Here is a 15,936-nt window from a genome sequence, read left to right on the forward strand (position 1 = left end):
ATGAGTGAATTCGTCGCCCAACTGATCAATCTGCTGGCGTCAACGCTGCTGATCCTCGCCTTTGCGATGATCTCGCAGCGGCGAATTCTGTCGCTGATTCACCTGTTCACCGCGCAGGGTGCGACGCTGGTCGCGGCGACGCTGGTGGTCGGCTACGCGACCGATCAGCCGCACCTCTACCTGTCGGCCGGCATCACCCTGGTGGTCAAGGTCATCCTGATTCCCTTGTTGCTGCATCGGGTGATCAATCGCCTCAACGTACGCTGGGATATCGAAACGCTGATCAACATCCCGACGACGATGATCATTGGCATCGTGCTCGTCATTTTCGCCTTCGACCTGGCGCTGCCAATCTCCAAGCTGTCGACCAGTATCGCCCGCGGCACGCTCGGAATTGCGCTCGCCTGCGTCTTGCTCTCGTTCCTGATGATGATTACCCGTGCCAAGGCCGTGCCACAGGTGATCGGCTTCCTGTCGATGGAAAACGGGCTGTTCTTCGCCGCCACGTCGGCCACCTACGGCATGCCGATGGTCGTTGAACTTGGCATCGCTCTCGACGTGCTGGTCGGCATTCTGATTCTCGGCGTCTTCATGTTCCAGATTCGCGAGCAGTTCGACAGCCTCGACATCAGCCACCTCGAAAAGCTCAAGGAGGACTGACGTGGCAACGCTGTTCTACGTCCTCGGCATTCCCCTGCTTGGCAGCCTGGTTCTGGCGTTTACCGGGCAGCGCGGCAGCGCGCGCGAAATCAATGTCGCTTTCAGCCTCGCAACCTTCATCGCCACCTGCGTACTGACCGCTGAGATTGTCTCGGGTGGGCCGCAGCTGGTCTGGAAGCACGAGTTCTTCATTGACCCGCTGAACGTCTTTCTGGTCACCCTGACCAGCTTTGTCGGTCTGACCACGGCCATCTTCTCGCGGCCTTACATGCGCATCGAGCAGGACCACGGCAAAATGACGCCGCAGCGGCAGCGCCTCTACCACAGCATGTATCAATTGTTCACTTTCACCATGTTGCTGGCGCTGACCACCAACAACATGGGCATCCTGTGGGTGGCCATGGAGGCGGCGACGCTGACCACCGTGCTGCTGGTCAGCGTGTACCGGACAGCGGCCAGTCTCGAAGCCGCGTGGAAATACTTCATTCTCTGCGGCGTCGGCATCGCCCAGGCCCTGTTCGGTACGGTATTGCTGTACATGGCGGCGGAAAAGGTGATCGGCACCGAGACTGGTGCATTGTTGTGGACCAATCTCGACGCGGTCAAGACACAGCTCGATCCGACCATCATCACCCTGGCTTTCGCTTTCCTCTTCATCGGCTACGGTACCAAGGTTGGCCTGGTGCCGATGCACAATTGGCTACCGGATGCACACGCGGAGGGGCCGACGCCGGTTTCTGCGGTGCTGTCGGGCCTGCTGTTGAATGTCGCGGTGTATGCCCTTTTGCGCTGCAAGGTGCTTACCGACGGGGCCCTGGGCAACCAGCTCGCCGGCGAGCTGATGATGGGCTTCGGTCTGCTGTCGGTGGTCGTGGCGGCGTTCTTCCTGTCTCGGCAGAAGGACGTCAAGCGCATGTTTGCCTACTCGTCGATCGAGCACATGGGGCTGATCACCTTCGCTTTCGGCATGGGCGGCGCGATCGCCAACTATGCCGGCTTGCTGCACATGACGGTGCATTCGCTGATCAAGTCGGCAATTTTCTTTGCCGTCGGGCATGCCACGCAGAAGGCCGGAACGCAGAACATGGCCGACATCCGCGGCCTGATCAAGGTCAGTCCTCGGCTCGCCTGGGGGATGATGCTCGGCTCGCTGGCGATTCTCGGCATGCCACCATTCGGGGTCTTCGCCAGCGAATTCCTGATTCTCACCACGGCCATGCGCGACCACTCCTGGGCTACGCCATTCCTGCTGCTGGCCCTCGGCGTCGCTTTCGCCGCCGTCTTCAGCCGGGTCCAGCCGATGGTCTTCGGCGAAACCTCGCTCAAGAAGACGCTAGGCCACACGCCAGCACTGTTCCCAGTGTTCGCGCATCTTGGTCTGGGCTTGATGCTCGGCCTGTATATCCCGCCATACCTGCACGACTGGTATCGTCAGGCGGCGGCGATGATTGGGGGTTGAGGCGATGAAGATTTCCGGGTTCGGCCTCGATTGCGAACGCCTGCCGGCCCCGCTACCGATCTGGCGCGCTACGGTGCGCAGCGAAACCTGGCAGGTGGTCGCCCGGGCGGTGTCCGGGAGCGGCGGACGGCTACTCACTCTCTGGGCGTCCGATCGCACGCACGGCGCGTCGGGCGGTCTGGTGATCTCGGCGGCCTATGCCGTTCCTGAAGGTCTGCTATGGCTCGATTTGCCACTTGCCGAGCGGGCTGCGACCTATCCTGACCTGGTGCCTTTTTTTCCTTGTGCGGGCCGCATGCAGCGGGCGACCGCCGATCTGGTCGGCGCCACTGCTGAAGGCGCAACCGATCGACGGCCATGGTTGAACCACGGCGCCTGGCCTGAGGATCATTTGCCGCTGCGTCGGGAAGGGACGCAGAAAGCTGCTGCCGCGCCGAGAGCAGTGACCGACTATGCCTTCGTTCGCGTCGGAGGAGACGGCGTGCATGAGATCCCGGTCGGACCGGTACATGCGGGAATCATCGAACCGGGGCACTTCCGTTTTTCGGTCGTCGGCGAGAAGGTGCAGCGCCTGGAGCAACGGCTGGGCTACACCCACAAGGGAATCGAAAAGCGTTTCACCGAGCTGCCCCCACTCCAGGCGCATCGGCTGGCAGGACGCGTTTCCGGGGATTCGACGGTGGCCTACGCGTGGGCCTACTGCATGGCGCTGGAATCGCTGGCGGGCTGCCAGATTGGCGAGCGCGCCAGCTGGCTACGAGCACTGCTGCTCGAACGCGAACGGGTGGCCAACCACCTCGGCGACCTCGGGGCGCTCGGCAACGATGCGGCATTCGCCTTCGGGCTGGCCCAGTTCTCGAGGCTCAGGGAAGACTGGCTTCGCCTCTCCAAGGACGCTTTTGGTCACCGCCTGATGATGGATGTTGTCGTTCCAGGTGGCGTGGCAGCGGATGTCGATCAAGCGACTGCCGCCAGCTTGGCCGACCAGTGCGACCGAATAGAGCGTGAAATGCAGGAACTGCGCCAGATTTACGACGAGCACGCCGGCCTGCAAGACCGCTTCCTGACCACCGGCCGGGTGTCGCCGGAACTGGCCGCGCGACTGGGCCTCACCGGCCTGGCGGGGCGCGCCAGCGGCCAGGCCGCCGACCTGCGCTGCGACCGACCCTGGATTCCCTACGACCAGCTCGAAGTAAAGATCGCGACGCAGCGCGGCGGCGACGTCGCCGCCCGCGTCAGCGTGCGTTTCGACGAACTGCTTGAATCGCTGCGGCTGATTCGCCTGCTGCTTTCGCGGCTTCCCGACGGTCGGACGCGCAGCGAACTGCGGCTGCCAAGCAAGCTTGCGTTCGGCGCCGGCTGGGTCGAAGGCTGGCGCGGCGAGGTCTTCGTCGCCCTCGAATACGACGGAGAGCAAGGCGCCAACCGTATCCGCCGCTGTCACTGCCACGATCCCTCGTGGCAGAACTGGCCGGTACTCGAACACGCAGTCATGGGGGACATCGTTCCCGACTTTCCGCTGATCAACAAATCCTTCAACCTCAGCTACTCGGGACACGACCTCTGATGTGGCGCATTCTCAAACAGATCGCAAGAACCGGCATCCGCAGCGAAGCGCCGCCCGAGCCCAGTGATTCCCTGCGCGTCGGCGCCGAGCGCATTCAGCGCGAACTCCTCGACATTCTCGGCCAGGCGCTGAGCATTCGCCAGGTTGATGCCGGTTCTTGCAACGGCTGCGAGCTGGAAATCAACGCCCTCAACAACCCCTACTACAACATCGAAGGACTCGGCATCAGGTTCGTCGCCAGCCCGCGCCATGCCGACATGCTGCTGGTGACCGGACCCGTTTCACGACATATGGAGCTGGCCCTGCGCCGCACCTACGACGCCGCTCCGGACCCCAAGCTGGTCGTTGCCGTCGGCGATTGCGGTTGTGACGGCGGCATTTTTGGCGAAAGCTACGCCAGCTGCGGGCGCGTGGCCAATGTCATTCCGGTCGATGTCGCGGTGCCCGGTTGCCCGCCGCCGCCACTCGAAATCCTGCGCGGGATCCTGACCGCGGTGCGATCTCGAATCTCGCCAGAATAGAGGCTCCGCCGCCGTCTGTCGGCGATTCCCGAACCCCAGCTATGCGCTGCCAACGCCGCCGGGCAAGCTCGTACGGCGCTTCACGGCGTGGCAGGGAGCGCTGACCGGACGGTAATTCACGTCGATGATGGCATAATCGTGCCCCATGGGGAGAACGATTCCGGGGGGAGCGGCCGCGTCACACGGCGCCGCTGCGTGTCGATGCTGAAAGCGCTGTTGCTGCTGCCACTCCTTGGGGCCGGTCTGCTACTGCTGCTGCCGCGTCGCAAGGTCGACCTGCTGCGCCACGTAGCGAGCATCGTCGCCGCAGCGACGATGCTCTGCGCCGGCGTCCTGCTGCTCAATTTCGACCCGGCCAGCGGTGATATTCAGTTTTTCGAGACGCGCCCGTGGAACCCCCGCGTCGGGTCGAGCCTGGCGCTCGGCGTCGACGGGATTTCGCTGCCGATGCTGCTGCTGGCGACGGTCTTGTGCTTCGTCGCGATTGTCACATCCACCGCCGTGCGCAACGGCGCAAAACTCTATTTCTCGCTGATCCTGGGCCTCGAGACGTCGATGCTGGTCGTTTTTGCCGCGCGCGACTGGTCGCTGTTCTACGTCTTCTGGGAACTGACGCTTATCCCCTTGTTCTTCCTCATCGACCGCCTGGGCGGGGCCAATCGTCACCGGGCGGCGCTCAACTTCGTCCTGTATACCCTCGGCGGCTCGGTGTTCATGCTCATCGCGCTGCTGCTGCTCTACGACGTCGCCCCTGGGCACAGTTTCGCCATGGACGATATGGCCGCAGGCAGTGCGCAATTGCCGCAGAAGACGCAGATTCTGGTCTTCCTCGGGCTATTGCTCGGTTTTGGCGTCAAGATGCCGATCGTTCCGCTGCACGGCTGGCTACCGCTGGCGCACGTCGAGGCACCGAGCCCGATCTCGGTCCTGCTCTCCGGAATCCTGCTCAAGATGGGCGCCTACGGCCTGATCCGCGCCGCCTGGACGCTACCGGGAGCGGTGCTCGCGCTGCAGGACTGGCTGGCGCTGCTGGCGCTCGTCAGCCTGATCTACGGCGCGGTCCTCGCCTGGCGGCAGACCGATCTCAAGGCAATGATCGCCTACTCGTCGATCTCGCACATGGGCGTCGTGCTGCTCGGCATCGCCGCGCTCAACGAGGCCGGGCTGAACGGCGCGATGACGCAGATGGTTGCGCACGGACTGGCGGCGGGGCTGCTGTTCATGCTCATCGGCCTGCTCTACGAGCGCACGCACCAGCGCGACCTCGCCGCCTACGGTTCGCTCAACCGGACGGCGCCGCGCTTTGCGGTGTTCATCACTCTGACCCTGCTGGCGTCGGTCGGCCTGCCGGGAAGCGCTGGTTTCATCGCCGAGCTGCAGGTGCTGATCGGTGCCTACGGCCGCTGGGGCGGCTGGCTGGCAATTCTGTCGATTGGCGTGCTGATCTCGGCCGCCTACGCCCTGCGCGCCATTCGCCGGCTATCGACCGGTCCGGAACGGCCTTTCGCCGGGGCTGCGCCGGGCGTCGCGACCTTTGCCGACCTCAACCGCAGCGAAACGGCAACCGCCGGCGTACTGAGCGCAGCCATCGTCAGCATCGGCTTCTACCCGGCACCGCTGCTCGGCCTGATGTCCTCGTCGGTCGCCCGACTGGCGCAGCAGTTCGCCGGCTGAACGCGTGATGACTACGACTACGCCTGCCGATCCCCAGGCGACGACGATTGACCCGCTGACGCGCATCAGGACCTGCCTGGCACATCTCGAACACCTGTTGCCGGCGCAGGCCCCGCTGCGCGACTTTGTCCATCACAACACCCTGCACGCCTTTCAGCATCTGCCCTTTGCCGAAGCATTCAGCGAAGCTTCACGCCTGACCGGCGCCAACACCTGGCTCGACGAGGAGCGCTGCCGCCAGCTCTACCGACAGGGACGGGTGACCGCGAGCGACCTCGACGCCGCCCTGCGCCAACTGCCGGCAGCGCGCGCCGATGAACTGCTTCTCGCCACAGGCGCACGCGAGCTGCGCCGCGGCGAGGTCCTGCAGGCGGCGCTACGCCGTGCGCCGGGCAAGCTTTCGGCGGCGCAGATACGCTGGCAAGCGGAGGAAAGGGACGCGTTCGCGCGCTGGCAGATCGATCTCGACCCGGCTGCGCGGCAGGCCCTGCGCGCCGCCGCCAGCGTTGAAGCCTTCGACGAGCCGGCGGCGGTGGCCGATCTGTGGGCCGCGGCACGTGCCCTGCAGGCATCGTCGGAGATGGCGCCGACGGCCGCCAGCGAGGCCGCTGGCGAGTGGCCGAACTGGCCCGGGGCGAAGAACGAGATGCCCTCATCGGAAGCCGCCAGGAGACTTTGGCAGGAGCTGATTGCAGGCCTCGGCGAGCGCTGGACGCTGCTCGCCCTGCTCGCCCACCTGAGCGGCGAAGATGCACGCGAAACACTGCAGGCCAATCTGATTCGCCATCTCGGTGCGCACCTCGACCTGGGCCTTGCCGGCTGGCGGAACGCCGCGCTCGCGCAGGGCTTCCTTGCCGCGTGGCGGCTGAGCGCCGCCAGCGACTGGACCTGGGAGCTCGACGAGTTCGTCGGCGCACGGCAGGACATCGCGCAGCTGCCCGACGACCCGCTGTCGGTCATCATTGGCGAACTCGTGCGCCTCGGTGTCGATGCAGCCAACTGGGCCGCCTACCTGCGGCGCCTGGTGCTCGAACTGCCGGGCTGGGCCGGCATGTGCTGCTGGCGCGAAGCGCACCCGCGCGCCGGCGAAGCGCCGGTCTCGCTGGCTGATTTCGTCGCCGTTCGCCTGGTTCTTGAACGGCTGTACGCCGAGCAGTTGATGGGCAGGATCTGGAGTCTGCCGCTCAGCGTCGCCGAACTGGGCCGCTACTTCGTCGCCCATCCCGACGAGCTGTCGGTGCGCCATGCTTTCGGCCGGCAGGAACTGAGCGAAGACCTGCTCGAAGCGGTGGCCCCCTGTCTGGCGTCGCCGTCGGCCAGCACGCTCGGCGACTGGCAGGAATTTTCCACCCGCCTTGCCAGGCCTGGCCGGTCCGCCGCGGCTGAAGCGCACGACCCAGCGCCGTCAGACGACGAGCGGACGGCACTGGCCGCCTGGCCGCTTTTCGTTCTCGCCCAGGGCCTCGGCCTGGGCGGGCGACAACTGCGCGACATCGCTGCGCCAGGCGCGCAGGCCTTGCTCGACTGCGCCGCTTCCCTGAGCCGCGACCAGCGCGGCGAGGTCTGGCTGCTGGCCTACGAACGCCACTATCGGCAGCAGGTTCTCGCCGCGCTGGCCGCCAATCACGGCCGCGCAGCGGCGCTCGCCGGCAGGGCGGAAGCGCAGTTCGTCTTTTGCATGGACGACCGCGAGGAAGGTTCGCGTCGCCACCTGGAAGAAGTCAATCCGGCTTTCGAAACCTTCGGCGCCGCCGGTTTCTTTGGTGTGCCGATGCTCTGGCAGGGCCTCGACGACGAGGCGCCGACGGCCTTGTGCCCGATCGTCGTGCGGCCGACGAACGCCATCCGCGAAGAAGTACCGAGCGGCAGCGAAGGCGCTCTGGAAAAGCACCAGCGGCGTCGTCGCCTGCGCCTCGCCTGGCGTGAGCGCCTGCATCAGGGCAGCCGGCGTGGCTGGCTGCAAGCAGCGCTGCTGACCGCCGCCGCCGGCCCTGTGGCCTTGCTCGCCCTGCTCGCCAGAACACTCGCCCCGGGGCGCTTCGGCGCGTTGCTCGCCCGCCGCCGCGACGCCTTCGACCAGCCCCTGGCGGGTACGCTGCACCTGACTGCCGAAGCCAGTGAGGCCACTCGCGCCGCCAACGCCGAGGAACCTCGTCTCGGCTTCAGCGAGGAAGAACAGGTCGCGCGCGTCGGCGGCTTCCTGCGCAGCATCGGTCTGACCCAGCATTTTGCGCCACTGGTGCTGATCGTCGGCCACGGCTCCGACAGCCGCAACAACTCGCATCTGGCCGCCTACGACTGCGGCGCGTGCTCCGGCCGACACGGCGGGCCGAATGCGCGCGTCTTTGCCGCGCTGGCCAACCGCCCGGCAATTCGCACCTGCCTCGCCGAACAGGGCCTGCACATCCCGGAGACAACCTACTTCGTCGGTGCCGAGCACAATACCTGCGACGAGAGCTACGTCTGGTACGACCTCGAACGTCTGCCGGCCAGCCACCAGGACGCTTTCGCGGCCATGCGCCGCGATTGTGCGCGGGCGACCAGCCTGCACGCCGTCGAACGCTGCCGCCGCTTTGCGTCGGCGCCGCGCGCTCCGTCGCCAGTCCAGGCGCGGCGACATCTCGCCGACCGCTGCCAGGATATCGCGCAGGCACGACCGGAACTCGGGCATGCGACCGTCGCCACGGCGTTCATCGGGCGCCGGACGATGAGCCGCCGCGCCTTCTTCGATCGCCGCGTCTTCCTCATCTCCTACGATCCGCTGCCCGACGTCGAGGGCCGAATCCTCGAAGCGACGCTGCTCGCCGCCGGCCCGGTCGGTGCCGGCATCAATCTCGAGTACTACTTCTCGACGGTGGATAACGAAGGCTTCGGCTGCGGCAGCAAGGTGATGCACAACCTGGCCGGCCTGTTTGCCGTCATGCAGGGCACCGGTTCGGACCTGCGCACCGGCCTGCCGTTGCAGATGATCGAAATCCACGAACCGATGCGGCTGCTGGTCGTCGTCGAGCAAACCACCGAACTGCTCACCGCGATCTACCAGCGGCAGGCGCCGCTGCAGGAGCTGATCGGCAACGGCTGGGTCGTTCTGGCCGCCAAGCACCCGCAGACCGGAGCGATTCACCTCTTCGATCCGGCCAGCGGTTGGTTGGCATGGCACGCGGACCCGGCCGATGAAGCGACACCGCGCATCGCCGAAGTCGAGCGCTCGCTCGACTGCTTCGCCGGCCGCCGTGAAGCACTGCCGCCCGCCCTGCTGCGGCAGCCACTGGAGGCGGCATGAACGCGCTCGCAACCCTGCTCGCGGAAGCGACACCTCTGGTCTGGCTGGTGCCGCTGTTGCCGCTACTGGCTGCGGCGGTGATCGCCATGCGCATGCTCTTCTGCCGAGAGCACGGCGACCGGCAAGAACCGTTCACCGCCGGTCTGGCCAGCGCAGCCGCGCTCGGCGCGCTGATTCTGCTCCTGCTCTTCGACCTGGCGGCACTGCTCAACGGCGTGCCGGACACGCTGCGCGCCGGCGAATGGCTGGCGATCGGCCTGACGCCGGTCGGACTGTCGTTCGCGCTCGACGCTTACGGTCTGCCGGCGGCGACGCTGGTGACGCTGATCGCCTGCATCGCGCTGCGTTTTTCGGCGACCTATCTGCACCGCGAGAAGGGCTTCCAGCGCTTCTTCCTCGGCATGTGCCTGTTCCTCGCCGGCATGCTGCTGATCGTCCTTTCCGGCAACGCGGTGCTCGCCTTCGTCGGCTGGGAGCTGGCGGGAATCAGCTCTTGGCTGCTCATCGCCTACGCCTGGGAGCGGCCGGTGGCGACCGGCAACGCGCTCTTCGTCTTCGTCGCCAACCGCGTCGGCGATGCCGGTTTCCTGCTCGGCATCGGCCTCGCCGTGTGGTCGGTGGATAGCGTCGAGTGGGCCGGGCTGGCCGGCGACGGCACCATGAGCGCGCTCAGCGCACGCCTGCTGGCGTCCGGTTTCGTGCTCGCGGCGCTGGTCAAGTCGGCGCAACTGCCGTTCACACCGTGGATCGCGCGCGCCCTCGAAGGGCCCACGCCGTCGTCGGCGGTGTTCTATGGCTCGCTGATGGTGCACGCCGGCGTCTTCCTGCTCTGTCGCCTGCAGGAATTGCTGCTGCAGGTACCCGACATGATGGCGCTGCTGGTCGTCGTCGGGTTGGCCACGGCCTTGTACGGTGGCCTCTGTGCGCTGGTGCAGAGCGACGTCAAGTCGGCGTTGATCTTCTCGACGGTGACCCAGGTCGGTCTGATGTTCATGCTCTGCGGCCTCGGCCTGTTCGGGCTGGCCGCTGGCTACTCGGGTCTGCACGCCGCCTGGCGGGCCTACCAGTTTCTGCTCGCGCCGACCTACATGCAGCTGGTCCGGCGCCCGGCGCACCCGGTGCCGCGCTGGCTGGCCCGGCAGCGCTGGCTGTACACCGCTGCCCTGCAGCGTTTCTGGATAGAGCCACTGGCGAGCACTCTGCTGACCCGCCCGACGCTGGCGCTGGGCCGTGACGTGCGCGCGCTTGACGAGCAGGTCATCGACCCGCTGCTGGGCACGCCGCGCGGCGACCAGGACGTCGCCGCAGGCGTCGCGGCCACGGACGCGCTGGTTCGCGGCCACGGTTTCGCCGGTCGCGCCCTGTTCGCCTTTGCCGAATGGCTGCAGCGTATCGAGAACCGACTGCTGCTCAGCGGCGACGATGCGATGATGAAACCGCTGCGCCGTATCGGCCGCTACGCCGACGCCATCGAGTTGCTGCTCGAACAACCACGCTACCTGATGCTGATGGTGATGGCGACACTGGTGGTGATTCTATGAACGAAGTGCACTGGGCGACACTGGCCGGCTACCCTCTGCTGGCGACGCTGCAACTGCTGCCGCTGCTCGGCACGCTGTTGCTGCTGATCCTGCGCAAGGCTCGTCTGGCGGTCGCCATCGGCCGCCTGTTTGCGGTCGCCGAACTGATCGTTGCGCTCGATCTCTACGCGCGCATCGAGGTCTCGGACAGCGTCATGCAGTTTGCCGAAAGGCTCGACCTGCTCGCCTACCATGCCGCCGCCGACGGCATCAGCGTGCTCTTCATCCTGCTCACGGCGCTGCTCGGCGTCCTGCTCGCCTTCTACGGCATGGCGCGCCAGCAGGTCACGCCGGTGCACCTGCTCGCTGTGCTGCTGCTCATCGAGGCGGCCCTGATGAGCATGCTGACGACGATGAACCTGCTCTGGTTTGCTGCCGCCTCGGCGCTGCAGCTGGCGCTGATCGGCTACCTGCTCTGGCGCTGGGCGTCGGCAAGCGAGGAGAAGCTGGCGCTGTCGCGCTTCCTGCAGTATCAGTTCTTCGGCTGGTGCCTGTTCGTCGCAGGCGCCGTGGTCCTTGTCTGGAGCCATGCCGATGCCAACGCTCTGGTCAGCGGACGCTGGAGCTTCGATCTCTTCGACCTGCTGGCGACACCCCAGATCGGCAAGTACCAGTCGGCGGCTTTCTATCTGCTCTTCTACGGCCTGGCCATCCGCACGCCGCTCTTTCCTCTGCACGGCTGGTTGCCCAATTCGGCCGGCTACGGACTGATCGCCGTCGGCCCGGTGCTCCTGCTCGGCGTCAAAGTCGGCATCTACGGCATGGCCCGCTTTCTGCTGCCCCTGACCGCCGAGGCGGTAGTCCTCTGGCAACCGTATGTCGTCGCCTTCGCCATGGTCGGCGTCTTCTACGCCGCGGTGCTCGCTTTCCGGCAAGCGAACCTGCGCCGGCTGATGGCCTTCGCCGTCGTCAGCCACACCAGCCTGATCGTCATCGGCCTATTCACCCTGCACCCGGCCGGTGTGCAGGGCGCGCTGCTGCTGGCGGTCAACTTCGGGCTGGCGATCACCGTCATGCTGTTGATGATCGGCTACGTCTACCGCCGTGCCGGGACCACCCGGCTCGATAGTCTCGGGGGCCTCTTCGACCGCGTTCCCTTCATCGCCATTGCCTTCCTGATCGGCGGTCTGGCGCTGCTCGGCATGCCGGGGACGCCGGGCTTCGACGCCGTGCACCTGGTCCTGGAAGCGTCGATCGAGACCTTCGGCGCATTGCCGACGATCGCCACGGCACTGGGCAACGTCGCCGCCGCCGGCTTCCTGCTCTGGGCATTTCAGCGCGCGTTTCTGGCAGCGCGGCCGAAGGATCTGCCGGCGAGCAGAATCGCACGCACCCGCTTCATGGAGTACGCGGTCGGCGGCACCGCGCTGCTCGTGCTGCTGGTCGCCGGCTTTTATCCCGAGCCCTGGCTGCAACTGACCGATTCCGCGACGCAGGCGCTCGCCGCCCATTTCCCCCATGACTGAACTGGCCTCCTTCCCCCTCCTGAGCGTGCTGCTGGCGCTGCCGCTTGGCGGCGCGCTGGCGACGGCGCTGCTCCGGCGTGCGCCGTGGGCACAGTGGATCGCGCTGTCTGCTGCACTGCTGACGCTGCTCGCATCGCTGCTCGTCGTCGCCGCTTTCGATGGCCAAAAGAGCGACTTCCAGCTGATCGACTCGGCGAACTGGATCGTCGGGCTGAACGTCGGCTACCTGGTCGGCGTCGATGGAATTTCGCTGCTTTTCCTGCCGGCGACGGCCTTGCTGTTCGGCGGCGCGGTGCTCGCCGGCTGGCGGATTCGCGCCGCGGATGCACCGCTTTCCCCCGGCCTGTACTTCGCCTTGCTGCTCTTGCTGGAGGCGGCGACGCTCGGCGTCTTCTGCGCGCTGGACACGATCCTGTTCTTCTTCTGCTGGGAGTTCACGCTCTTGCCGCTGTACTTCCTGACCAGCCTGTGGGGCGGTGGCGCCGGCCGGCAGGCCGCCGCCGTGCGCTATTTCCTGGTCATGCTGGCCAGCGGCGTGCCGCTGCTCTTCGGCCTGCTGGCGCTGAGCTTCGGCCATGCCGCGATCGCCGGCGCCCTGGTGTTCGATCTGCCGACGCTGCTGGCAACGCCTCTGCCGGTTGCCGCGCAGTACGCAGTCTTCCTGCTCCTGTTCATCGGCTTTGCCGCCAAGGTGCCGCTGGTGCCGCTGCACGCCTGGCTGCCCGCGCTGGCCATGGGCGCGCCGGCAGCGGTGACGGCGCTGATCGTCGGCCTGAAGCTCGGCGCCTACGGCCTGATCCGCCTGGCCATTCCATTGGCGCCGATCGCCGCGCGCGATCTGCACTGGCTGCTTGCCGGTTGCGGAACGCTGGCCATCCTCTACGGCGGCGTGGCGGCCATGGCGCACAGCAATCTGCGTGGCGTACTGGCCTATGCGAGCCTGTCGCACGTCGGACTGGTGGTCCTTGCGCTGGCGACTTTTTCGGCGTCGGCGCTGCAGGGCGCGCTCCTGCAACTGCTCAATTTCAGCGTCGCCGCCGGCGGCGGCTTTCTGGTCCTCGCCTTCCTGCAACGCCGCAGCGGCTCGACCGACATCGCGCAGCTGGGCGGCGTGATGCGCAGCATGCCGCTGCTCTCCGGCTTCTTCCTGCTCTTCGGCCTGGCCGGAATCGGTCTGCCGGGAACCAGCGGCTTCCCCGGCGAACTGCTGATCATCGTCGCCGCCTTGCACAGCCATACCGGCGCCGGCCTGGCGGCGCTGTTCGGAACGGTGCTCGCAGCCGCAGCTTTCCTGGCGCCGTTCCGGCGCGCCTTCCTCGGGCCGCTGCGCAACGCGGATATTGCAGCCGGGGAAGACCTGCTGGCGCGGGAGAAAGCCGTTCTGCTGATACCCGCGCTGCTGATTCTGGCCGTCGGCGTCTATCCGATGCCGATTCTGGAACTGCTGCGGCCGACGGCCGAAGCCTGGGTAGCAGCGCTCGCCGGTTTGTAGCGGCGAGCCCTTAGCTCAGTGAACGCCGGGCGCGGACATCAAGCGCCGCCGCCATCGCCAGCATCAGCAGCAAGAGCGTCGACGGCTCGGGAATCGGTTCGCCGTAGATGAAGTCGTCCATCACCACCAGATCGGTTAGCGTGTTGCCCGGTGCGAGCACCTGGTTGCCACTGGTGATGCGCGCTCGCGAAATGACGCTGCCCTCGCTGAAGCGAACGCCGAGGAAAGAGAATGTCTCGTTGCCCAGCGCCTGGGGAACGAAGAAATTCCCGAGCGACTGGTCGGTGGCATCGAAGAACTCGATGGCCGTGGTACTGGCCAGATCGACATCCGAGAAGACCACGCCGAAGCCGTTGGTCAGAGAGGCGTTCGCCGAGCCGGGGGTGAAGAAACGGACGTCGGTGATGTTGCTGCCGAGCGCGGTGAATAGCCTTTGTGCGCTGAAGGGTGCAAAGAGATCCGGGTAGGTCGCGTCGATGTTGCCAAACTCGACCGGCGCCACGCCGGCGTTGGCGCTGACCTGCAAGCCGGTGCCCGGCGTCGACAGTTCGACCCCGCGCGGGCTGTTGGCGTTGAAGAAGTTGCCCGGCAGGTTGTTCGGCGCGGAAAAGGCGTTGGGCACGCCATCCCAGTTGATTTCGCGCCGCCCGCTACCGAAGGAGCCGACGACATTGGGATTCAGTGCGCCGAGCGAGGCACGAAAAGCGTCCACCGTGGCCTGGATCGCTGCCGCGTTGGGTCCTGCCGCCGACAAAACGATTGGTACGGCGTGCACGCCCGCTGCGGCGCACGCCAGCGCCGCGCCAAACACTATTCTTGATATTCTCATGGCTTCTCTCCTGCTGATAGGGGTCATTGAACCAACGGGACTTCGCGCACCGATTACGGCTCGTAGGGGGAAGCAATATTCGTGCTAATGCGTCCCGTTCTCAACAAATCAATGCCTTGGCAAAAACGAAGAGCCGCGCCCATCGGCAAGTGTAAAGTGCGTCGACAGTCAGGCGGCGAATTGGCACTGCTGACCACCCGCCAAAGCTGAAGGCGCTGCGCGTCTGAGCGCACGGTGGTATGGTGAATCCCCTTTGTTGAGCAAACCGTACGCAGCATGACGAGACACCAAGCTTTCCTGTTCTCCGACGACTTCCATCGCGCGCACGCCGACCTTCTTCTGGGCAGCTACGAGCGTCTCACCGGCAAGCGGATTCCCGGACTGGCGCCGACGGCGTCGCCGGCAAGGGCTCTTTTCGGCGCGTCGTTTGCGCTGGTTTCCCACGGCGTCGAGGAGGATCCGGTTTTCAACTTTGCGAATCAGACCGCTCTTGACCTCTTCGAAATGACCTGGGAGCAGTTCACCGCCCTGCCGTCGCGCCTGTCCGCCGAGCCGGCGAAGCGCGACGAGCGTGCGCGGCTGCTGGCGCGAGTGAGCAGTCACGGTTACATCGACGATTACGCCGGGGTACGCATTTCGTCATCGGGAAGGAGGTTCCTGATCGAGAACGCGGTCGTCTGGAACCTCATCGATGGGCGTGGTGGCTACCATGGGCAGGCCGCGCTTTTCGACAAATGGTCGTATCTGTAGCCGCTCCTTGAGGCGGCCGTTCGAGGCAACTTTCAGACCGGGAAGACCCATGTACATACCAAGGCACTTCGCAGTCAGCGACCGGGACGAGATGTTCGCATTCATCGAAGCGAACGCTTTTGGGCAGCTGATTTCCTCTGTCGCGGGGCGACCGTTTTCCACGCACATGCCCTTTCTCCTCAGCGCGGACGGGACAAGCTGCATCGGGCACCTGGCAAAACAGAACCCGCAGCACGCGGAGATAGGCGGTCAGCAGGTGCTGATCAGCCTGCAGGGGCCGCACGACTATGTCTCGCCGTCGTGGTATCGGTCGCCGGGCGTTCCGACCTGGAACTACCAGGCGGTGCACATCTACGGTCGATGCCGCGTGTTCACCGACCGCGAAAAACTCAAATCGCTCGTCGATGCGCTGACCGCGCGATACGAGTCAGCCTTCGCCAAACCGTGGCGGCCCGAGTACAAGGCATCGATGCTTGAAGCCATCGTCGGCGTCGAAGTGACGGTGAGCGAGATACAGGGCAAGTACAAGCTGAGCCAGAACCGCTCCGAAGAGGACCGGTTGCAGGTGATCGACGCGCTCGAGAACCTTGGCTCGACCGATCTGGCGGCGGCAATGCGGCGCAACGAAGCGTAAGCGCAGACGACCGGCGGGCGA

General features: G+C 66.0%; 12 protein-coding genes. 11 read left to right on the top strand and 1 reads right to left on the bottom strand.

The window, feature by feature from the left end; all coding sequences use genetic code 11:
- The 9 genes from QZ634_RS10890 (at position 1) to QZ634_RS10930 (ending at position 13,702) form a co-directional block, all read left to right on the top strand.
- Positions 1-660, top strand: a complete 660-nt coding sequence (locus tag QZ634_RS10890; RefSeq protein WP_291988279.1) for a formate hydrogenlyase — start codon at positions 1-3, stop codon at positions 658-660.
- 1 nt (position 661) lies between these two features.
- Positions 662-2,119, top strand: a complete 1,458-nt coding sequence (locus tag QZ634_RS10895) for a hydrogenase 4 subunit F (protein WP_291988281.1) — start codon at positions 662-664, stop codon at positions 2,117-2,119.
- A gap of 4 nt (positions 2,120-2,123) precedes the next feature.
- Positions 2,124-3,686 (top strand): NADH-quinone oxidoreductase subunit C, encoded by a 1,563-nt coding sequence (locus tag QZ634_RS10900; RefSeq protein ID WP_291988283.1) that lies wholly within the window; start codon positions 2,124-2,126, stop codon positions 3,684-3,686.
- Complete coding sequence (locus QZ634_RS10905; protein WP_291988285.1) at positions 3,686-4,207, top strand: formate hydrogenlyase; 522 nt, start codon at positions 3,686-3,688, stop codon at positions 4,205-4,207. Before QZ634_RS10900 ends, QZ634_RS10905 begins: the two co-directional genes overlap by 1 nt.
- Before the next feature lie 201 nt (positions 4,208-4,408).
- Positions 4,409-5,881, top strand: a complete 1,473-nt coding sequence (locus QZ634_RS10910; protein ID WP_291988717.1) for an NADH-quinone oxidoreductase subunit M — start codon at positions 4,409-4,411, stop codon at positions 5,879-5,881.
- 7 nt (positions 5,882-5,888) lie between these two features.
- The gene (locus tag QZ634_RS10915; RefSeq protein ID WP_291988287.1) at positions 5,889-9,164 is read left to right on the top strand and encodes a DUF2309 domain-containing protein; all 3,276 of its coding nucleotides are present in this window, start codon (positions 5,889-5,891) and stop codon (positions 9,162-9,164) included.
- Positions 9,161-10,705: a proton-conducting transporter membrane subunit gene (locus QZ634_RS10920; RefSeq protein WP_291988290.1), complete on the top strand. Its 1,545-nt coding sequence runs from the start codon at positions 9,161-9,163 to the stop codon at positions 10,703-10,705. The genes QZ634_RS10915 and QZ634_RS10920 overlap by 4 nt, the downstream gene beginning before the upstream one ends.
- On the top strand, positions 10,702-12,210 hold the full coding sequence (locus QZ634_RS10925) for an NADH-quinone oxidoreductase subunit M (protein ID WP_291988292.1): 1,509 nt from the start codon (positions 10,702-10,704) through the stop codon (positions 12,208-12,210). Before QZ634_RS10920 ends, QZ634_RS10925 begins: the two co-directional genes overlap by 4 nt.
- The gene (locus tag QZ634_RS10930) at positions 12,203-13,702 is read left to right on the top strand and encodes an NADH-quinone oxidoreductase subunit M (protein WP_291988294.1); all 1,500 of its coding nucleotides are present in this window, start codon (positions 12,203-12,205) and stop codon (positions 13,700-13,702) included. The genes QZ634_RS10925 and QZ634_RS10930 overlap by 8 nt, the downstream gene beginning before the upstream one ends.
- Before the next feature lie 10 nt (positions 13,703-13,712).
- Here QZ634_RS10930 and QZ634_RS10935 read toward each other — a convergent pair whose 3' ends face one another.
- On the bottom strand, positions 13,713-14,531 hold the full coding sequence (locus QZ634_RS10935; protein ID WP_291988296.1) for a PEP-CTERM sorting domain-containing protein: 819 nt from the start codon (positions 14,529-14,531) through the stop codon (positions 13,713-13,715).
- A 276-nt stretch (positions 14,532-14,807) separates the two neighbouring features.
- On the opposite strand from QZ634_RS10935, the gene QZ634_RS10940 reads away from it, so the two are divergent.
- Together QZ634_RS10940 and QZ634_RS10945 are read left to right on the top strand one after the other, a co-directional pair.
- The gene (locus QZ634_RS10940) at positions 14,808-15,281 is read left to right on the top strand and encodes an MEKHLA domain-containing protein (protein ID WP_291988298.1); all 474 of its coding nucleotides are present in this window, start codon (positions 14,808-14,810) and stop codon (positions 15,279-15,281) included.
- Positions 15,282-15,330: 49 nt separating this feature from the next.
- Positions 15,331-15,915, top strand: a complete 585-nt coding sequence (locus tag QZ634_RS10945; RefSeq protein ID WP_291988300.1) for an FMN-binding negative transcriptional regulator — start codon at positions 15,331-15,333, stop codon at positions 15,913-15,915.
- Positions 15,916-15,936: the final 21 nt, after the last annotated feature.

This window comes from Candidatus Accumulibacter sp. ACC007 (assembly GCF_907163205.1).
Classification (GTDB): domain Bacteria; phylum Pseudomonadota; class Gammaproteobacteria; order Burkholderiales; family Rhodocyclaceae; genus Accumulibacter; species Accumulibacter regalis.